The 18,152-nt window shown below is 57.5% G+C and carries 20 protein-coding genes and 1 tRNA gene; all 21 read left to right on the top strand.

Annotation, left to right across the window (positions count from 1 at the left end; all coding sequences use genetic code 11):
• Nucleotides 1–242: S1 RNA-binding domain-containing protein (locus ABWQ00_RS12870; protein ID WP_353239076.1), on the top strand; the 242-nt coding region annotated here is incomplete at its 5' end.
• A 54-nt stretch (nucleotides 243–296) separates the two neighbouring features.
• A complete protein-coding gene (locus ABWQ00_RS12865) occupies nucleotides 297–1,307 on the top strand; it encodes an NAD(P)H-quinone oxidoreductase (RefSeq protein WP_353239075.1) in 1,011 nt (336 codons plus the stop codon).
• Nucleotides 1,307–2,059 carry a triose-phosphate isomerase gene (tpiA, locus tag ABWQ00_RS12860; protein ID WP_353239074.1) on the top strand — a complete coding sequence of 251 codons (753 nt, stop codon included), beginning with the start codon at nucleotides 1,307–1,309 and terminating at the stop codon, nucleotides 2,057–2,059. The genes ABWQ00_RS12865 and tpiA overlap by 1 nt, the downstream gene beginning before the upstream one ends.
• Before the next feature lie 39 nt (nucleotides 2,060–2,098).
• Nucleotides 2,099–2,485, top strand: coding sequence for a preprotein translocase subunit SecG (gene secG, locus ABWQ00_RS12855; RefSeq protein ID WP_353239073.1), 387 nt, complete (start codon nucleotides 2,099–2,101; stop codon nucleotides 2,483–2,485).
• 155 nt (nucleotides 2,486–2,640) lie between these two features.
• A tRNA-Leu gene (locus ABWQ00_RS12850) sits at nucleotides 2,641–2,725 on the top strand.
• Between the two features lie 66 nt (nucleotides 2,726–2,791).
• A complete protein-coding gene (locus ABWQ00_RS12845) occupies nucleotides 2,792–3,151 on the top strand; it encodes an NADH-quinone oxidoreductase subunit A (protein WP_353239072.1) in 360 nt (119 codons plus the stop codon).
• A gap of 42 nt (nucleotides 3,152–3,193) precedes the next feature.
• Nucleotides 3,194–3,673 carry a NuoB/complex I 20 kDa subunit family protein gene (locus ABWQ00_RS12840; protein ID WP_019428187.1) on the top strand — a complete coding sequence of 160 codons (480 nt, stop codon included), beginning with the start codon at nucleotides 3,194–3,196 and terminating at the stop codon, nucleotides 3,671–3,673.
• 11 nt (nucleotides 3,674–3,684) lie between these two features.
• Nucleotides 3,685–4,293 (top strand): NADH-quinone oxidoreductase subunit C, encoded by a 609-nt coding sequence (locus ABWQ00_RS12835; RefSeq protein WP_353239071.1) that lies wholly within the window; start codon nucleotides 3,685–3,687, stop codon nucleotides 4,291–4,293.
• Between the two features lies 1 nt (nucleotide 4,294).
• Nucleotides 4,295–5,548 carry an NADH-quinone oxidoreductase subunit D gene (locus ABWQ00_RS12830; protein WP_353239070.1) on the top strand — a complete coding sequence of 418 codons (1,254 nt, stop codon included), beginning with the start codon at nucleotides 4,295–4,297 and terminating at the stop codon, nucleotides 5,546–5,548.
• The gene (gene nuoE / locus ABWQ00_RS12825) at nucleotides 5,545–6,033 is read left to right on the top strand and encodes an NADH-quinone oxidoreductase subunit NuoE (RefSeq protein ID WP_353239069.1); all 489 of its coding nucleotides are present in this window, start codon (nucleotides 5,545–5,547) and stop codon (nucleotides 6,031–6,033) included. The genes ABWQ00_RS12830 and nuoE overlap by 4 nt, the downstream gene beginning before the upstream one ends.
• Nucleotides 6,033–7,409, top strand: coding sequence for an NADH-quinone oxidoreductase subunit NuoF (gene nuoF, locus ABWQ00_RS12820; RefSeq protein WP_353239068.1), 1,377 nt, complete (start codon nucleotides 6,033–6,035; stop codon nucleotides 7,407–7,409). The genes nuoE and nuoF overlap by 1 nt, the downstream gene beginning before the upstream one ends.
• Nucleotides 7,402–9,510: an NADH-quinone oxidoreductase subunit NuoG gene (nuoG, locus tag ABWQ00_RS12815; protein WP_353239067.1), complete on the top strand. Its 2,109-nt coding sequence runs from the start codon at nucleotides 7,402–7,404 to the stop codon at nucleotides 9,508–9,510. Before nuoF ends, nuoG begins: the two co-directional genes overlap by 8 nt.
• Nucleotides 9,507–10,589, top strand: a complete 1,083-nt coding sequence (nuoH, locus tag ABWQ00_RS12810) for an NADH-quinone oxidoreductase subunit NuoH (RefSeq protein WP_353239066.1) — start codon at nucleotides 9,507–9,509, stop codon at nucleotides 10,587–10,589. The genes nuoG and nuoH overlap by 4 nt, the downstream gene beginning before the upstream one ends.
• 22 nt (nucleotides 10,590–10,611) lie before the next feature.
• Entirely contained in the window at nucleotides 10,612–11,112 is a 501-nt protein-coding gene (nuoI, locus tag ABWQ00_RS12805; protein ID WP_409750183.1) for an NADH-quinone oxidoreductase subunit NuoI, read from the top strand.
• Between the two features lie 37 nt (nucleotides 11,113–11,149).
• Nucleotides 11,150–11,800, top strand: a complete 651-nt coding sequence (locus tag ABWQ00_RS12800) for an NADH-quinone oxidoreductase subunit J (RefSeq protein ID WP_353239064.1) — start codon at nucleotides 11,150–11,152, stop codon at nucleotides 11,798–11,800.
• The gene (nuoK, locus tag ABWQ00_RS12795; RefSeq protein ID WP_353239078.1) at nucleotides 11,800–12,108 is read left to right on the top strand and encodes an NADH-quinone oxidoreductase subunit NuoK; all 309 of its coding nucleotides are present in this window, start codon (nucleotides 11,800–11,802) and stop codon (nucleotides 12,106–12,108) included. The genes ABWQ00_RS12800 and nuoK overlap by 1 nt, the downstream gene beginning before the upstream one ends.
• Before the next feature lie 6 nt (nucleotides 12,109–12,114).
• Complete coding sequence (gene nuoL / locus ABWQ00_RS12790; RefSeq protein WP_353239063.1) at nucleotides 12,115–14,148, top strand: NADH-quinone oxidoreductase subunit L; 2,034 nt, start codon at nucleotides 12,115–12,117, stop codon at nucleotides 14,146–14,148.
• Nucleotides 14,149–14,170: 22 nt separating this feature from the next.
• Nucleotides 14,171–15,646 (top strand): NADH-quinone oxidoreductase subunit M, encoded by a 1,476-nt coding sequence (locus tag ABWQ00_RS12785; RefSeq protein WP_353239062.1) that lies wholly within the window; start codon nucleotides 14,171–14,173, stop codon nucleotides 15,644–15,646.
• 51 nt (nucleotides 15,647–15,697) lie between these two features.
• Nucleotides 15,698–17,185 carry an NADH-quinone oxidoreductase subunit NuoN gene (nuoN, locus tag ABWQ00_RS12780; protein WP_353239061.1) on the top strand — a complete coding sequence of 496 codons (1,488 nt, stop codon included), beginning with the start codon at nucleotides 15,698–15,700 and terminating at the stop codon, nucleotides 17,183–17,185.
• An 18-nt stretch (nucleotides 17,186–17,203) separates the two neighbouring features.
• Nucleotides 17,204–17,506 carry a DUF2818 family protein gene (locus ABWQ00_RS12775; protein ID WP_353239060.1) on the top strand — a complete coding sequence of 101 codons (303 nt, stop codon included), beginning with the start codon at nucleotides 17,204–17,206 and terminating at the stop codon, nucleotides 17,504–17,506.
• 28 nt (nucleotides 17,507–17,534) lie between these two features.
• Complete coding sequence (locus ABWQ00_RS12770; protein ID WP_353239059.1) at nucleotides 17,535–18,119, top strand: NUDIX domain-containing protein; 585 nt, start codon at nucleotides 17,535–17,537, stop codon at nucleotides 18,117–18,119.
• The last annotated feature ends 33 nt before the right edge of the window (nucleotides 18,120–18,152 follow it).

Below are 18,152 nucleotides of genomic sequence, written 5' to 3'. Positions count from 1 at the left end.
AAATCGGCAAGGTCTATGAAGGCCCGGTCACCAAGATTCTGGATTTCGGTGCGCTGATCAACCTGTTGCCCGGCAAAGATGGTCTGCTGCACATCAGCCAGATTGCCCACGAGCGCGTTGAGAAGGTCACCGACTACCTCAGCGAAGGCCAGATCGTCAAGGTCAAGGTCATGGAAACCGATGAAAAAGGCCGCATCAAGTTGTCGATGAAGGCTTTGTTGGACCGTCCTGCACAGGCCTAAATGGCGCTTTGGTTTCGGGTGCTCAATGGCTTCCCGAAACCGCGTTGATTCACCATGAACGTCATTGAAATCCAAAGCTTCGGCGCCCCCGGGGTGCTGGTGCCCGGCTCCCGTCCCGACCCGGTGGCCGGGGCGGGGGAGTTGCTCATTCGCGTCTCTGCCAGCGGCATCAACCGCCCCGATGTGCTGCAACGCACCGGCAACTATCCTGTGCCACCGGGTGCTTCGGACATTCCCGGCCTGGAGGTCGCGGGTGTGGTGGTGTCTGGCGATGCGGCGGCCATGGCCGAAGCGGGTTTGGCTGTGGGCGACCGCGTTTGCGCTTTAGTGGCCGGTGGTGGTTATGCGCAGCTGTGCGTGGCCCCAGTGGTCCAGTGTTTGCCCGTGCCCAAAGGCCTGACGGACACCGAAGCCGCTTCGCTGCCCGAGACCTTCTTCACCGTGTGGAGCAATGTGTTTGACCGTGGTCGTTTGCAAGCGGGTGAGACCCTTTTGATTCAGGGTGGGACCAGTGGTATTGGCGTCACAGCCATCCAGATGGCCAAAGCGGCCGGTGCCAAGGTGATCGTCACGGCCGGTTCTGACGAAAAATGCCAAGCTTGCTTGGTCTTGGGGGCTGACCACGCCATCAACTACAAAACCACCGATTTCCTGGCCGAGGTCAAGCGCATCACTGGAGGCCTGGGTGTGGATGTGATTTTGGACATGGTCGCAGGCGACTATGTGGCGCGTGAAGTCGAGGCCTTGGCCGAAGATGGCCGATTGGTCATCATCGCGGTGCAAGGTGGCATCCATAGCGAGTTCAATGCCGGCATGGTGCTGCGTCGCCGTTTGACCGTCACAGGCTCCACGCTGCGGCCTCGTCCTGTGGCATTCAAGGCCGCGATTGCCCAGTCTTTGCGTCAAACCGTCTGGCCCTGGATCGAGTCAGGTCGCATCAAGCCGGTGATTCACAGCGTGTTTGGTGCCATGGATGTGGCGCATGGTTTGCCCTCTGGCGCGGCCCAAGCCCATGCCCTGATGGAGAGCAATCAGCACATCGGTAAATTGGTGGTGACCTGGTGATGAGCAAGTCTCCCAAATTGATGGTCGGCAACTGGAAGATGCATGGCGATTTGTCAGCCAATGCAGCTTTTGTCGCTGGGCTGAAGGCTGAGATCTCAGGACTTGTATGCCGCGCGGCCTTGTGTGTGCCGGCGGTTTACCTGGCTCAAATGCAGGCCTTGTTGTCCGCCTCACCGGTTGAACTGGGTGCGCAAGATCTTTCCGCTCACGATGCAGGTGCCTACACTGGGGAGGTGTCTGCCCAGATGCTGCGTGACTTTTCAGTGCGTTATGCCATCGTGGGCCATTCTGAGCGTCGCCTCTTTCATGCCGAGACGGACGCCTTGGTGGCGTTCAAAGTGCAACGCGCACTGGCAGCTGGCATCACGCCCATTGTGTGTGTCGGCGAAAGTTTGGCCGAACGTGATGCCGGTCAGACCGAGGCGGTGGTCAAGCGTCAACTGGCGGCAGTGATCCAAGCCAATGGCCACTGCATCAGTGAAATTGTGGTGGCTTATGAGCCCGTTTGGGCGATTGGCACAGGCCTGACGGCTTCCCCCGAGCAGGCCCAGCAAGTGCACGCTGTTATGCGAACCCAATTGTCGGCAGCGACATCGCATGCCGATCGCGTTGCGCTTTTGTATGGCGGGAGCATGACGGCCCACAATGCGACCGACTTGTTGGCCCAGCCCGATATCGACGGTGGTTTGATCGGTGGTGCATCTCTCAAGGCACCAGATTTTTTATCCTTGCTGAAAGCCGCTTCGAGATGAGCTTTCAATGACTTTTTCTAGATTTTTCGGAGAACTCTGATGAGCGTGATGTTGACTTTGATTTTGGTGGTTCAAATGTTGTCGGCCTTGGCCATGATTGGGTTGATCCTGATCCAGCATGGCAAAGGCGCTGACATGGGTGCAGCTTTTGGAAGCAGTGGTTCAGGCAGTTTGTTTGGTGCCACGGGTGGTGCCAACTTCATGTCCAGGACAACGGCAGTGTTGGCTTTTGTTTTCTTTGCATGCACCTTGTCCTTGGCCTACTTCGGCAATCTGACGCCCACATCGTCCGGCAGCGTCCTCGAAGGTGCCACGGTCAACACGCCTGCTGCGCCGGTTGACGCCAGCCCTGCTGCACAGATCCCTGGCAACACGCCTGCACCTGCTGCTGACAAGAGTGTGCCCCCTGCAATTCCTGCGAAATGAGCCCACACAGTCGTACTGAGATGGGCTTTGCTGCTCTGCACAAAATTGCAGCTTTATTGAAGGAAACGGGACTTTTTTCAGAGTAAAATCAGAGTCTGTTCGGTGAGCAACAAGCACTCAAGGTGCACCTCATGCAAACCGATCTTGTGTATCCAGCCGTCGTGGTGAAATTGGTAGACACGCTATCTTGAGGGGGTAGTGGCGAAAGCTGTGCGAGTTCGAGTCTCGCCGACGGCACCAGACAAACAGAAGCGCTCGGGCTCAAGGCTTGGGTACCTCATTCGGTCATTAACCGGCAGTCTCGAAATGAACCTCGAACAGTACCTTCCGATTCTCTTGTTCATTTTGGTCGGCATTGCTGTCGGCATCATTCCCCAGGTTTTGGGCTACGTTCTTGGCCCCAACCGACCTGATGCGGAAAAAAATTCCCCTTATGAGTGCGGATTTGAGGCTTTTGAAGATGCTCGAATGAAATTCGACGTCCGCTATTACCTGGTCGCCATTCTTTTCATCTTGTTCGATCTCGAAATCGCATTCCTGTTTCCTTGGGCGCTGGCGCTCAAAGAGGTGGGCATGGCTGGTTTCATTGGGGCGGTTGTCTTTTTAAATATTCTGGTTGTAGGTTTCATCTACGAGTGGAAAAAAGGCGCCCTGGATTGGGAATGACCGTTGATAGTGCACACCAAACAGCCTGTTTGAGGATTCAAAATGATTGAAGGCGTGATGAAGGAGGGCTTTGTCACCACGAGTTATGACTCGGTGGTGAACTGGGCCAAAACCGGTTCGCTTTGGCCCATGACCTTTGGTTTGGCCTGCTGCGCGGTGGAGATGATGCATGCGGCCGCTGCCCGTTACGACTTGGGTCGTTTTGGTGCCGAGGTGTTCCGCGCCAGTCCTCGCCAAGCCGACTTGATGATCGTGGCCGGCACGCTGTGCAACAAAATGGCACCTGCGCTGCGCAAGGTGTACGACCAGATGTCCGAGCCGCGTTGGGTCATCTCTATGGGCTCATGCGCCAATGGTGGTGGCTATTACCACTACAGCTACTCGGTGGTGCGTGGATGTGACCGGATTGTGCCGGTCGATGTTTATGTGCCGGGGTGCCCCCCCACCGCCGAAGCCTTGATCTACGGCATCATGCAGTTGCAGCAAAAAATTCGCCGCACACACACCATTGCGCGTGCCTGAAGGGAATGACGATGACTTCTTTCGCCATTCGCCCCGAAGACTTGCGTGACACCCTGACCACCGCTCTGGGTGACAAGGCCCACAGCATCAGCTTGGCTTTGGGTGAGGTGACGGTGCATGTGGGTGCGGCCCAGTACTTGGATGTGATGACCAGCCTGCGTGATGCGCCGGGTTGCCAGTTTGAGCAACTGATCGATTTGGCGGGTGTGGATTACTCGGCCTACCGCGAAGTAGGCACCGATGGCCCGCGTTTTGGTGTCACGGTGCATTTGCTGTCCGTGAGCCTCAACCAGCGCGTGCGGGTCAAGGTGCTGTGCCCCGACGACGATTTGCCCTTGGTGGACTCGGTCAATGCCTTGTGGAATTCGGCCAACTGGTACGAGCGCGAAGCCTTCGACCTCTACGGTATCGTGTTTGAGGGTCACAACGACCTGCGACGCATCCTGACCGACTATGGCTTCATTGGCCATCCGTTCCGCAAAGACTTCCCGCTGTCGGGCCACGTCGAGATGCGGTATGACGCTGAGCGCCAGCGCGTGATTTATGAACCCGTGAGCATTGAGCCGCGTGAAATCACACCGCGCATCATCCGCGAAGACAACTACGGAGGCCTGAACTGACATGGCCGAAATCAAGAATTACACCCTGAACTTCGGTCCCCAGCACCCGGCCGCGCACGGTGTGCTGCGACTGGTGCTGGAGTTGGATGGCGAGGTCGTGCAACGGGCCGACCCGCACATCGGCTTGTTGCATCGCGCCACTGAAAAGTTGGCCGAAAGCAAAACCTACATTCAGTCCTTGCCTTACATGGACCGACTGGACTACGTGTCCATGATGTGCAATGAGCACGCTTACTGCTTGGCGATCGAAAAGATGCTGGGCCTTGAAGTGCCCAAGCGCGCCCAATACATCCGCGTGATGTTTGCCGAAATCACCCGCATCCTGAACCACCTCATGTGGCTCGGCTCCCACGGCAATGATTGCGGCAGTTCCACGGTCTTGATCTACACCTTCCGCGAACGCGAAGACTTGTTCGATTTGTATGAGGCCGTCTCGGGTGCCCGCATGCATGCGGGCTATTTCCGTCCCGGTGGCGTCTACCGCGACTTGCCTGACAGCATGCCGCAGTACAAGCTCAGCAAGATCAAAAACGCCAAGGCGATTGAGCAACTCAACAAGAATCGTCAAGGTTCGATGTTGGATTTCATCGATGATTTCACGCAACGCTTCCCCAAGTGCATTGACGAGTACGAAACCTTGCTCACCGACAACCGCATCTGGAAACAGCGCACGGTGGGTGTGGGTGTGGTGTCGCCAGAGCGTGCCCTCAATTTGGGCATGACCGGCCCCATGTTGCGTGGCTCCGGTGTGGCCTGGGACTTGCGCAAAAAGCAGCCTTACGACGCCTACGACCAAGTCGAATTCGACGTGCCCGTGGGCAAGACCGGTGACAGTTACGACCGTTATCTGGTGCGTGTGCAGGAGATGCGTGAGTCCAACCGCATCATCGCGCAATGCGTCAAATGGTTGCGTGCCAACCCTGGCCCCGTCATCACCGACAACCACAAAATTGCGCCGCCTTCGCGCGAAGGCATGAAGTCCAACATGGAAGACTTGATCCACCATTTCAAGCTCTTCACAGAGGGTTTTCATGTCCCCGAAGGCGAGGCCTACGCCGCTGTTGAGCACCCCAAGGGTGAGTTCGGCATTTACATGGTGAGTGATGGCGCCAACAAGCCATACCGCCTCAAAATTCGTGCCCCGGGCTTTGCCCATTTGGCCACCCTCGATGAAATGGCCCGTGGCCACATGCTGGCCGACGCGGTCGCGATCATCGGGACCATGGACATTGTTTTTGGAGAGATTGACCGATGATCTCTGATTCCACCAGAGCACGCTTCGCGCGTGAAGTCGCCAAGTTCCCTGCAGACCAAAAGCAGTCGGCCGTCATGGCTTGTCTGTCGATCGTTCAGCAAGAACAAGGCTGGGTGAGCCCCGACAGTGAGCAAGTCGTGGCCGAGGTGTTGGGCATGCCAGTGATGGCTGTGCACGAAGTCACCACCTTCTACAACATGTACAACCAAAAGCCGGTGGGTAAGTTCAAGTTGAACGTTTGCACCAATCTGCCTTGCCAGTTGCGTGGCGGTGCAGAAGCACTGGCCCATCTGGAGCACAAGTTGGGCGTTCAGGTGGGCGGGACTTCAGCCGATGGCCTGTTCACTTTGCAGCCCAGCGAGTGCCAAGGCGCTTGCGCCGATGCCCCCGTGCTGTTGGTCAATGACCGCCACATGTGCAGTTTCATGAGCCACGAAAAACTCGACCAACTTGTTGACAGCCTGAAGAAAGCCGAGGCCGCCTGATGAACGTCGAACAAATCCTGAGCCAGTTCCAAGCCACGGGTGTGGAAAGCTGTTTCCATGACCGCCACATCAACCCGCAAATTTATGCAGGTCTGAATGGTCAGAACTGGGGCATCCAAGATTACGAAGCGCGTGGCGGCTATGCGGCCTTGCGCAAGATTCTGGGCAAAGACGGCGGCGAAGGCCTCACGCAAGACCAGGTGATCGCTACCGTCAAAGAGTCCGGCCTGCGCGGTCGCGGCGGTGCGGGTTTCCCCACTGGCCTGAAGTGGAGCTTCATGCCCCGCCAGTTCCCGGGTCAAAAGTATTTGGTGTGCAACTCGGACGAAGGCGAGCCGGGCACGTGCAAAGACCGTGACATCATGGAGTACAACCCGCATACGGTGATCGAAGGCATGATCATCGCCGCTTATGCCATGGGCATCAGCGTGGGTTACAACTACATCCATGGCGAAATTTTCCACACCTACGAGCGTTTTGAAGCTGCCCTCGAAGAAGCCCGTGCAGCAGGCTACTTGGGTGACAACATCTTGGGCAGTACGTTCAGCTTCCAGTTGCATGCCTCGCACGGTTTTGGCGCTTACATTTGCGGTGAAGAAACCGCCTTGCTCGAGTCCCTCGAAGGCAAAAAAGGCCAGCCCCGTTTCAAGCCGCCGTTCCCGGCCAGCTTTGGCCTGTACGGCAAGCCCACCACCATCAACAACACCGAGACCTTCGCTGCCGTGCCCTGGATCATCCGCAACGGTGGTCAGGCCTATCTGGAGTGCGGCAAGCCCAACAACGGCGGCACCAAGATCTTCTCGGTCAGCGGTGACGTGGAGCGCCCCGGCAACTACGAAGTGCCCATGGGCACACCCTTTGCCAAGCTGCTCGAATTGGCTGGTGGTGTGCGCGGTGGTCGCCAACTCAAGGCGGTGATCCCTGGCGGATCTTCTTCGCCCGTCGTGCCTGCCGAGTTGATGATGAAACTGACCATGGACTACGACAGCATCGCCAAAGAAGGCGGCTCGATGTTGGGTTCGGGTGCGGTGATCGTCATGGACGACACGCGTTGCATGGTCAAGGCCTTGGCGCGTTTGTCCTACTTTTACTCGCACGAGTCTTGTGGCCAGTGCACGCCTTGCCGCGAAGGCACAGGCTGGCTCTGGCGCATGGTGGACCGCATTGAACACGGCCAAGGTCGCGCCAGCGATATCGACATGCTCGACAGCGTGGCCGGCAACATCATGGGCCGCACGATTTGCGCCTTGGGCGACGCCGCGGCCATGCCAGTGCGCGGCATGCTCAAACATTTCCGTCACGAATTTGTACACCTCATCGAGCACAAGACCTCCATGGTTGAAGCCGATGCAACAGCGGTGAAGACCCATGGTTGAAATAGAACTCGACGGTCAGAAAGTGGAAGTTGCCGAAGGCAGCATGGTCATGCATGCCGCTGAAAAAGCCGGCACCTACATTCCCCATTTCTGCTACCACAAGAAACTCTCGATTGCGGCCAACTGCCGCATGTGCTTGGTCGAGGTCGAAAAGGCCCCCAAGCCCATGCCTGCTTGCGCCACTCCCGTGACGCAAGGCATGATCGTGCGTACCAAGAGCGACAAGGCGATTGCAGCCCAAAAGTCGGTCATGGAGTTCTTGCTCATCAACCACCCGCTCGATTGCCCCATTTGCGACCAAGGCGGTGAGTGCCAGTTGCAAGACTTGGCCGTGGGTTACGGCGGCAGCACCTCGCGTTATGAAGAGGAAAAACGCGTGGTCTTCCACAAGGAAGTTGGTCCGCTGATTTCGATGGAAGAGATGAGCCGCTGCATCCACTGCACACGTTGCGTGCGCTTTGGCCAAGAAGTTGCAGGCGCCATGGAGCTGGGCATGTCTCACCGCGGTGAGCACGCTGAGATCGAAACCTTCTTGGGCCAGACCATCGATTCTGAACTCTCGGGCAACATGATCGACATCTGCCCCGTGGGCGCCCTGACCAGCAAGCCTTTCCGCTACCACGCCCGCACTTGGGAACTGTCACGCCGCAAGTCGGTGGCTGCGCACGATTCGTCGGGTGCCAACTTGATCGTGCAGGTCAAAAACAACCAGGTCATGCGCGTCGTGCCCTTGGAAAACGAAGACGTCAATGAGTGCTGGATTGCAGACCGTGAACGCTTCTCGTACGAAGCCCTCAATGGTCCCGACCGCTTGACACGCCCTATGCTCAAGCAGGGCGGTGAATGGAAAGAAGTCGACTGGCAAACCGCCCTCGAATACGTGGCCAATGGTCTGCGCAACATCCAGCGCGACCACGGTGCCAACAGCATTGGCGCCTTGGTCAGCCCGCACAGTACCGTGGAAGAGTTGTACCTGGCTGGCGCCTTGGTGCGCGGCCTGGGTTCGGACAACATCGACCACCGCCTGCGCCATGGCGAATTTGCCGCAGCCGAAGGCGTGCGCACTTTGGGCACATCGATTGCATCCCTGAGCACATTGCAGCGCGTGCTGGTCGTGGGTTCCAACCTGCGCAAAGACCACCCGCTGTTTGCATTGCGCTTGCGTCACGCTGTGCGCCACGGCGCACAGATGAATGTCATCACAACAGCAGCTTCATTCAGCCACGCCGATGCTTGGGCCATGCCCGTGGCGCAGGCCGTGTTGTCCGACGCTTCGGGCTGGGCGCAGGCCTTGGCCGATGTAGCCGCTGCCATCGCGGCCGAAAAGGGCGTGAGTGCTCCAGCTGCTGGCAACCCAACTGCTCAAGCACAAGCCATCGCCAAGTCCCTGCTCGGCGGCGAGCGCAAAGCCGTGTTGCTGGGCAACGCTGCAGCGCACGCTTCGAATGCGTCAAGCCTCTTGGCCCTGGCCAACTGGATCGCCGAGCAAACCGGTGCGACCGTCGGTTACCTGACCGAAGCGGCCAACACCGTGGGTGCGCAATGGGTGGGTGCTCAGCCGCAAACCGGTGGCAAGCACGCGGGCCAGATGTTGGCCGGTGGCCTCAAAGCCGCTTTGCTCTTGAACACCGAACCCGAGTTCGACAGCGCCGCTGGTGCCGCCGCTGCTCATGCCCTGGGTCAGGCCGAGATGGTGGTCACGCTCAGCCCGTTCAAGGCCAATATGGCTTTCAGCGATGTGTTGTTGCCCATCGCACCGTTCACCGAAACATCGGGCAGCTTTGTCAACGCCGAAGGTCGCTTGCAAAGCTTCCATGCGGTGGTCAAGCCCTTGGCTGAAACCCGTCCCGCATGGAAAGTGCTGCGTGTGCTGGCCAATTTACTGGATATTCCGGGCGTTTCTTTTGAAACCTCGCAAGACGTGTTGGCCCGGGCCACGGTACAACCGATGGCCGCCTCGAACGCCACGCGCGCAGCGATCACCTTGACCGCAACGGTCACGGCACCTGTGAGCGCCTCCATTTACCAACTCGACGGCATTGTTCGCCGCGCACCGTCTTTGCAATTGACCGCAGACGCCCGTCAGGAGGTGACCGCATGATTGACGCGCTGTACAACGGCGGCCTGAACCTGATCGCCGCCAGCTGGTGGGCCACCTTGGTCTGGCCAGTGCTGTGGATCTTGATCAAGATCGTCGCCATCTTGGCACCGCTGATGGGTGCGGTCGCTTACCTGACTTTGCGGGAACGCAAGCTCTTGGGCTTCATGCAAGTGCGCCATGGTCCGAACCGCGTGGGGCCGATGGGTTTGCTGCAACCGATCGCCGATGCGATCAAGCTGTTGACCAAAGAATTGATCAACCCCACAGCAGCCAGCATGGGCTTGTTTCGCTTGGGCCCGATCATGGCCATCATGCCGGCCTTGGCCGCTTGGGTGGTGATTCCTTTTGGTCCTGACCAAGCCTTGGCCAACGTCAACGCTGGTTTGTTGCTGGTCATGGCGATCACCTCCATTGAGGTGTACGGTGTGATCATCGCGGGCTGGGCGTCCAATTCCAAGTACGCCTTTTTGGGTGCGCTGCGTGCTTCAGCCCAAATGGTCAGCTACGAAATCGCCATGGGCTTTTGCTTCTTGGTGGTCTTGATGGTGTCCGGCAGCATGAACCTGACCGAGATTGTCATGGCGCAAGGCAAGGGCGCTGCGGCCGACATGGGTCTGGGCATCTTCTCCTGGAACTGGTTGCCGCTGTTGCCCATTTTCATTGTCTACCTGATCTCGGGCGTCGCTGAAACCAACCGCCACCCGTTTGACGTGGTCGAGGGCGAGGCCGAAATCGTGGCCGGTCACATGGTCGAATACTCCGGCATGGGCTTTGCCATTTTCTTCTTGGCCGAATACGCCAGCATGTGGTTGGTGTCCATCTTGGCTGTGATCATGTTCTTGGGTGGCTGGTTGTCGCCCATTGACCACGCCCTGTTCAACATGGTTCCGGGCTGGATTTGGCTGGGCCTCAAGACATTCTTGGTGGTCTCCATGTTCATCTGGATTCGCGCCACTTTCCCACGCTTTCGCTATGACCAGATCATGCGCTTGGGTTGGAAGATCTTCATCCCCGTCACATTGGTGTGGCTGCTGATCGTGGGTGCATGGTTGCACTCGCCTTGGAACATCTGGCTTTGAGCGGTTCACGAACATGACAACAATGACTGCTTCCTCTTTTTCGATCAAAGACTTCTTCAAGAGCTTCATGCTTGTGGAGTTGCTCAAGGGCATGGCCCTGACGGGGCGTTACGCGTTTGCGCGCAAGGTCACGGTGCAGTTTCCGGAAGAGAAAACGCCGCTGTCGCCGCGTTTCCGTGGTTTGCACGCTCTGCGCCGGTATGACAACGGTGAAGAGCGGTGCATCGCCTGCAAGTTGTGTGAAGCTGTTTGCCCTGCGATGGCCATCACCATCGAAGCCGGTCAGCGCGAAGACGGCTCGCGCCGCACCACACGCTACGACATCGATTTGACGAAGTGCATCTTCTGTGGCTTTTGCGAAGAAAGCTGCCCGGTGGATTCAATCGTTGAGACCCACATTCTGGAATACCACGGTGAAAAACGCGGTGACCTGTACTTCACCAAAGACATGTTGTTGGCCGTGGGCGACCGTTACGAAAAAGAGATCGCCGCCGCCAAGGCCGCTGATGCACCTTACCGTTGAACGCTGAACAGTCCTGAACATTTAAAAAGACCACGCTATGGACGTCAAGACCGGTTTCTTCTACCTCTTCTCGGTGGTGCTGTTGTTTGCAGCCTTCCGGGTGGTGACTGCGCGCAACCCTGTGCACGCTGTGCTGTACCTCATGTTGGCTTTTTCGCAAGCCTCGGCGGTTTGGCTGCTGCTCAATGCCGAATTTTTGGCCTTTGTTTTGGTCTTGGTTTATCTGGGCGCCGTGATGGTGTTGTTCCTTTTTGTGGTGATGATGCTGGACATCAGCATCGACGCCGTGCGCCAAGGTTTTTGGAGAAACTTCCCCTTAGCCGCCACCTTGGGCGCCATCGTGGCTTTGGAGATGGCCGCTGTGTTGCTTGCAGGTTTTCGTTTGTCTGAAGCACCGGCCATGGCTCCTGGCGCGGTGCCGGTGGACAACGGCAAAGCCTTGGGCATCTTGCTTTACACCGAATACCTGATGCCGATCCAAATCGCAGCGGCCATCTTGTTGGTGGCCATGATTGCGGCCATTGCCTTGACCCTGCGCACCCGCAAAGACAGCAAAGCGATCGATGCGTCCATTCAGGTCAAAGTGCGTGCGGCCGACCGCATGCAGTTGGTCAAGATGGCGCCGACCCAAGCGGCCCCGGCACCCCTGGCACCCACTGAAACGGCAGATGCCGAGGTAAAAAAATGATGACACTGACCTTGGGACACTTTTTGTCGCTCGGCGCAATGCTGTTTGCGTTGTCCGTGATCGGCATCTTCTTGAACCGCAAGAACCTGATCGTCTTGCTCATGGCCATCGAGTTGATGCTGCTGGCCGTGAACATGAACTTTGTGGCCTTTTCCCATTACCTGGGTGACATGAACGGCCAGGTCTTTGTGTTTTTCATCTTGACCGTGGCGGCTGCTGAGTCGGCCATCGGCCTGGCCATTTTGGTGCTGCTGTTCCGCAACAAGAACAACATCAATGTGGACGAACTCAATTCGCTCAAGGGTTAAAGCAACATGAGTCAAACCCTCAACGCCAGCACCCTGTTGGCCGTCCCCCTCGCGCCTTTGGCGGGTTCGCTTTTGGCGGGCATTTTGGGAACCCAATTCGGTGGCAACTGGATTGGTCGCCGTTTGTCACACACGTTCACCATTTTGGGTGTACTGGTGTCCTTCATCTTGTCGGCCATGACACTGAGCAGCGTCATCGACGGCGCCCGCTTCAACGAAACGCTCTACACATGGATGGTGGTCGGCGGCTTGAAGATGGAGATCGGCTTCATGGTCGACAGCCTCACAGCCATGATGATGTGCGTCGTGACCTTTGTGTCACTCATGGTGCACATCTACACCATTGGCTACATGGACGAAGACGAAGGCTATAACCGCTTCTTTGCCTACATCTCGCTGTTCACCTTCTCCATGCTGATGCTCGTCATGAGCAACAACCTGCTGCAGTTGTTCTTTGGCTGGGAGGCCGTGGGCTTGGTGTCTTATTTGCTGATCGGTTTTTGGTACAACAAGCCGACTGCCATCTTTGCCAACATGAAGGCCTTCCTGGTCAACCGTGTGGGTGACTTTGGCTTCATCATCGGCATTGGCCTGATCGCGGCCTACACCGGCACACTCAACTACACCGAACTGTTTGCCAAGGCTCAAGAGTTGGCCGCCATCGATTTCCCTTGGTACATCTTTGGCATGGACGCCATGCTGATCACGGTGATCTGCATTTGCCTCTTTATTGGCGCCATGGGCAAGTCGGCCCAGTTCCCGCTGCATGTTTGGCTGCCCGACTCTATGGAAGGCCCCACGCCGATTTCAGCTTTGATCCACGCCGCCACCATGGTGACGGCCGGCATCTTCATGGTGGCACGCATGTCCCCCTTGTTCGAGCTGTCCGATTCGGCGCTCAACTTCATGATGGTGATTGGCTCGATCACCGCGCTGTTCATGGGTTTTTTGGGCATCATCCAAAACGACATCAAGCGCGTGGTGGCTTATTCCACCTTGTCACAGCTCGGCTACATGACGGTGGCCCTGGGTGCATCGGCTTATTCGGTGGCCGTGTTCCACCTGATGACGCACGCGTTCTTCAAAGCGCTGCTGTTCTTAGGCGCTGGCTCGGTCATCATGGGCATGCACCACAACCAGGACATCCGCTATATGGGTGGCTTGCGCAAGTACATGCCCATCACCTGGATCACTTCCTTGCTTGGCTCGCTCGCCTTGATCGGTACGCCTTTGTTCGCGGGTTTTTACTCCAAGGACAGCATCATCGAAGCGGTGCACCTGAGCACCTTGCCCGCAGCTGGCTTTGCCAATTTTGCGGTGTTGGCGGGCGTGTTTGTCACGGCTTTCTATTCGTTCCGCATGTACTTCTTGGTCTTCCACGGCCCAGAGCGCTACGACCAGAACCCTGACGCGCACCATGGCCACGATGACCACCACGGTCATGACGACCACGGCCATGACAAGCCGCACGAGTCGCCTTGGGTGGTCACAGTGCCGCTGGTCTTGCTGGCCATTCCCTCGGTGTTGATTGGCTACATGACGATTGGTCCCATGCTGTATGGCGACTTCTTCAAGGACGTCATCTTCATCGACGCCGTCAAGCATCCTGCCATGCAGCAGTTGGGTGAGTTGTTCCACGGCCCGGTGGCCATGGCTATTCATGGCCTGAGCATGGCGCCGTTCTGGCTCGCTTTGGCCGGTGTGGTGACCGCTTGGTACATGTACTTGGTCAACCCCAAGGTGCCAGCTTTCTTCGCCCGCGCACTGCGTCCGTTGATCGTGATCCTTGAGAACAAGTACTTCATGGATTGGATCAACGAAAACATCTTGGCCAAAGGCGCACGCGGCTTGGGTCAGGGTTTGTGGAAGGTGGGCGACCGCGCCATCATCGACGGCTTCTTTGTGAATGGTTCTTGGAAACTCGTTGGCTTGGTTTCTGGCGTGGTGCGCTGGTTCCAGTCGGGTTTCCTGTACCACTACGCCCTGGTCATGATTTTGGGTGTGTTCGTGCTGATGACGTATTTCGTCTGGCTCGCTTAACGGTTTTGAGGACGAGATAAAAATGGGATTGTTAAGCCTTGCCATCTGGATGCCGATTGCCTTCGGCGTCATCTTGCTGGCCTTCGGTCGCGACAGCCAAGCGGGCGCAGTGCGCTGGCTGGCGCTGGTCGGTGCGATCGCCAGTTTGCTGGTCACGCTGCCACTTATTTCGGGCTTTCAGCCCGGCACTTCAGAGATGCAGTTTGTTGAGAAATTCTCTTGGATTGAGCGCTTCAATGTGCACTACCACCTGGGTGTGGACGGCATCTCGCTGTGGCTGGTGCCGCTGACGGCCTTCATCAATGTGGTGGTGGTCATTGCGGGCTGGGAAGTCATCACCCGCAAGGTCAACCAGTACATGGCCGCCTTCTTGATCCTGTCGGGTTTGATGATCGGCGTGTTCAGTGCGCTGGACGGCATCTTGTTCTATGTCTTCTTTGAAGCCACTTTGATCCCGATGTACCTGATCATCGGCATCTGGGGTGGCCCGAACAAGATTTATGCAGCTTTCAAGTTCTTTTTGTACACCTTGCTTGGCTCACTGTTGATGCTGATTGCCCTGATCTATCTGTACATCACATCCGGGGGTAGCTTCGACATCCTGACCTGGCACAAGTTGCCCCTTTCGAGCTCGGTTCAGACCTTGTTGTTCTTTGCCTTCTTTGCGGCTTTTGCTGTCAAGGTGCCGATGTGGCCGGTGCACACCTGGTTGCCCGATGTGCACGTTGAAGCCCCCACAGGTGGCTCGGCTGTGCTGGCGGCCATCATGCTGAAGCTGGGCGCTTATGGCTTTTTGCGCTTCTCGATGCCGATCGCCCCCGATGCCGCCCGTGAGTGGGGCATGCTGATCATTGTGCTGTCCTTGGTGGCCGTGGTCTATGTGGGCTTGGTCGCCATGGTCCAGCAGGACATGAAAAAGCTGGTGGCTTATTCGTCGGTGGCGCACATGGGTTTTGTGACTTTGGGCTTTTTCATCTTTAACCCGTTGGGCGTGTCCGGTGCCATTGTGCAGATGATCGCGCACGGCTTTGTGTCGGCCGCCATGTTCCTGTGCATCGGAGTTTTGTACGACCGGGTGCACTCGCGTGAGATCGCCAGCTATGGCGGCGTGGTCAATACCATGCCCAAGTTTGCCGCTTTTGCCTTGTTGTTTGCCATGGCCAATGCTGGTTTGCCTGGCACCGCGGGTTTTGTGGGCGAGTGGATGGTCATTTTGGGCGCTGTCAAGTTCAACTTCTGGATCGGTTTGCTGGCCGCCTCGGCCCTGATCTTTGGCGCGGCTTACACCTTGTGGATGTTCAAGCGCGTTTACCTCGGCCCGGTGACCAATGAGAACGTCAAAGCCCTGGTCGACATCAATGCCCGTGAATTCCTGATGCTCAGCCTGCTGGCTGTGGCCGTGCTCTACATGGGCATTTACCCCAAACCGTTCACCGATGTGATGGATGCCTCGGTGGTGGACTTGCTCAAGCACGTGGCTGCGTCAAAGCTGCCTTGAGCCGCAGGGACCAGACCGTTTCGCCTGAATTGAAGAATTGAAAGAACACAGATGATGGACAACTCCAGCTGGATGACGATGTATCCGGAGATCGTGTTGCTGGTCATGGCCTGCGTGGTGACACTGGCCGACCTCTTCGTGAAAAGCCCTAAGCGCACCGGTACTTATGTGCTGACGCTGGCTTCTTTGGCGGGCGTGGCCTTGCTGCACGCTTTTTATGCCGATGCCGGTCAGACTTTGTATGGCTTTGGCCGCATGGTGGTCAGCGACCCGATGGGCCATTGGCTCAAATGTTTCGCCACGATTGCGGTGATGGTCACCTTGGTGTATTCGCGCCCTTATGCCCATGACCGCGACATGCTGCGCGGCGGTGAAATTTTCAGCCTGAGCCTCTTTGCCCTGCTGGGCATGAGCATGATGATCTCGGGTCAGAACTTCATCGTGATTTATCTGGGTCTGGAGTTGTTGACCCTGTCGAGCTACGCCTTGGTGGCGCTGCGCCGCGACCACACCCTGGCCACCGAAGCGGCCATGAAGTATTTCGTGTTGGGTGCCATGGCCTCTGGCTTCTTGCTGTATGGCATGTCCATGATGTATGGCGCGACCGGCAGCTTGGAGTTGTCGGCGGTGCTCAAAGCCATTGCCTCCGGTCAGGTCAACCACCAAGTGTTGGTGTTCGGTTTGGTCTTCATCGTGGCCGGCTTGGCGTTCAAGATTGGTGCCGTGCCTTTCCACATGTGGATTCCCGATGTCTACCAAGGTGCCCCCACCGCTGCCACTTTGATGATCGGCGGCGCGCCCAAGCTGGCGGCTTTCGCCATCCTGGTGCGTTTGTTGGTCGAGGGCATGCTGCCCCTGGCGTTTGACTGGCAACAAATGTTGGCCCTGTTGGCGATGGCTTCTTTGCTCATTGGTAACTTGGCGGCGATTGCCCAGACCAACCTCAAACGCATGTTGGCTTATTCGACCATTTCGCAAATGGGTTTTGTGCTGCTGGGCTTTGTGGCCGGCGTGATCAATGGTGAGACCACCCTGGCGGCCAATGCCTACAGCTCGGCCATGTTCTACATGGTGTCCTATGTGCTGACCACCTTGGCTGCGTTTGGCATCATCATGCTGCTGGCCCGTCAAGGCTTTGAGAGCGAAGAGATCACCGACCTGGCAGGTCTGAACCAACGCAGCCCCTTGTATGCGGGCGTGATGGCGATCTGCCTGTTCTCGATGGCTGGCATCCCGCCCATGGTCGGTTTTTACGCCAAGTTGTCGGTTTTGCAGTCCTTGGTGGCCTCCGGTCAGGCTTTCTACATGGGCTTGGCCATCTTTGCGGTCATCATGTCGCTGATTGGCGCTTTCTACTACTTGCGCGTGGTCAAAGTCATGTACTTTGACGAGCCGGTCACGGCCACCACCGTCTCGGCTTCGCTCGATGTGCGCTTGGTCTTGTCCACCAACGGTTTGTTGGTGCTGTTGCTGGGCATTTTCCCTGGTGCGCTCATGGCCTTGTGTGCCGACTCGATCGTGCGCATGCTCGCGGTTTGATCTTTCAAACGCCAGACCATGAACACCTCCACCCAAATCACGGCCTTGATCCTGTTGGCTTTGGTGGCGGCCAATCTGCCTTTCATCAACCAACGGGTCTTGCTGCTGGGTCCAGCGCGCTTGTCCAAGCCCTTGGTTTGGCGCTTGGCTGAATTGGTGTTGCTGTACTTCGTGGTGGGCGGTGTGGGTTTGGCTTTGGAAAACCATGCCGGGCAAATCGCACCCCAAGGCTGGGAGTTTTATGCGGTCACGGGCACCATGTTCGTCACCTTGGCCTTTCCGGGTTTTGTTTACCGTTACCTGATGCACCGCAAACACTGAGCGCAGCGCAGCCCTCAACCTTGCTGGCATGTCTGACGACCACCTGATCGAAAACCGGGTTCACCAAGAGGAGCTCTTGCGCGGGCACTTTTTGCATGTGCGGCGCGATACCGTGCAACTGCCCAATCAAAACCTCGCCACCCGTGAATACGTGGTGCACCCCGGGGCGGTGATGGTCATCCCCATGCTCGACACCCCAGACGGTCTGCGCTTGGTGATGGAGCGGCAGTTCCGTTACCCCGTGGGTCAGGTCATGACCGAGTTTCCGGCGGGCAAGCTCGACCCCGGTGAAGACCCTTGGCTGTGTGCCCAACGCGAACTGCTCGAAGAAACTGGCTATACCGCCAGGCAGTGGGCCCGTGCCGGGGTGTTGCACCCGGTCATCGCTTACTCCACCGAGGTGATCGAGATCTGGTTTGCCAAAGACTTGACCTTGGGCGAGCGTCAACTCGACAAGGACGAGTTTTTGGATGTGTTCACCGCCACCCCGGCCGAATTGATGGCCGCTTGCCAGCAAGGCCTGTTGACCGACGCCAAGACATTGACGGGCCTGCTTTGGTTGCAAAATGTGCAATCGGGCCAATGGCCCCTCGAGTGGCAAACCATCGCGTGATGGTTTGATGCCCGAGCCCGCACCACCTGACCA

The organism is Limnohabitans sp. (assembly GCF_040400975.1).
In the GTDB taxonomy this organism is placed as follows: domain Bacteria; phylum Pseudomonadota; class Gammaproteobacteria; order Burkholderiales; family Burkholderiaceae_C; genus Limnohabitans_A.
The sequence above is the reverse complement of the archived record's forward strand: the minus strand, read 5'-3'. Positions and strand labels throughout refer to the sequence as shown.

Excerpts from the sequence above, each read along its gene's own strand:
- nuoI (WP_409750183.1), top strand. The coding sequence starts at position 10,612 with ATGACTGCTTCCTCTTTTTCGATCAAAGACTTCTTCAAGAGCTTCATG.
- nuoH (WP_353239066.1), top strand. The coding sequence starts at position 9,507 with ATGATTGACGCGCTGTACAACGGCGGCCTGAACCTGATCGCCGCCAGC.
- nuoF (WP_353239068.1), top strand. The coding sequence starts at position 6,033 with ATGAACGTCGAACAAATCCTGAGCCAGTTCCAAGCCACGGGTGTGGAA.
- ABWQ00_RS12770 (WP_353239059.1), top strand. The coding sequence starts at position 17,535 with ATGTCTGACGACCACCTGATCGAAAACCGGGTTCACCAAGAGGAGCTC.
- nuoG (WP_353239067.1), top strand. The coding sequence starts at position 7,402 with ATGGTTGAAATAGAACTCGACGGTCAGAAAGTGGAAGTTGCCGAAGGC.
- tpiA (WP_353239074.1), top strand. The coding sequence starts at position 1,307 with ATGAGCAAGTCTCCCAAATTGATGGTCGGCAACTGGAAGATGCATGGC.
- ABWQ00_RS12865 (WP_353239075.1), top strand. The coding sequence starts at position 297 with ATGAACGTCATTGAAATCCAAAGCTTCGGCGCCCCCGGGGTGCTGGTG.
- nuoK (WP_353239078.1), top strand. The coding sequence starts at position 11,800 with ATGACACTGACCTTGGGACACTTTTTGTCGCTCGGCGCAATGCTGTTT.
- ABWQ00_RS12835 (WP_353239071.1), top strand. The coding sequence starts at position 3,685 with ATGACTTCTTTCGCCATTCGCCCCGAAGACTTGCGTGACACCCTGACC.
- nuoL (WP_353239063.1), top strand. The coding sequence starts at position 12,115 with ATGAGTCAAACCCTCAACGCCAGCACCCTGTTGGCCGTCCCCCTCGCG.
- ABWQ00_RS12785 (WP_353239062.1), top strand. The coding sequence starts at position 14,171 with ATGGGATTGTTAAGCCTTGCCATCTGGATGCCGATTGCCTTCGGCGTC.
- ABWQ00_RS12775 (WP_353239060.1), top strand. The coding sequence starts at position 17,204 with ATGAACACCTCCACCCAAATCACGGCCTTGATCCTGTTGGCTTTGGTG.
- ABWQ00_RS12840 (WP_019428187.1), top strand. The coding sequence starts at position 3,194 with ATGATTGAAGGCGTGATGAAGGAGGGCTTTGTCACCACGAGTTATGAC.
- nuoE (WP_353239069.1), top strand. The coding sequence starts at position 5,545 with ATGATCTCTGATTCCACCAGAGCACGCTTCGCGCGTGAAGTCGCCAAG.
- ABWQ00_RS12830 (WP_353239070.1), top strand. The coding sequence starts at position 4,295 with ATGGCCGAAATCAAGAATTACACCCTGAACTTCGGTCCCCAGCACCCG.
- nuoN (WP_353239061.1), top strand. The coding sequence starts at position 15,698 with ATGATGGACAACTCCAGCTGGATGACGATGTATCCGGAGATCGTGTTG.
- ABWQ00_RS12800 (WP_353239064.1), top strand. The coding sequence starts at position 11,150 with ATGGACGTCAAGACCGGTTTCTTCTACCTCTTCTCGGTGGTGCTGTTG.
- secG (WP_353239073.1), top strand. The coding sequence starts at position 2,099 with ATGAGCGTGATGTTGACTTTGATTTTGGTGGTTCAAATGTTGTCGGCC.
- ABWQ00_RS12845 (WP_353239072.1), top strand. The coding sequence starts at position 2,792 with ATGAACCTCGAACAGTACCTTCCGATTCTCTTGTTCATTTTGGTCGGC.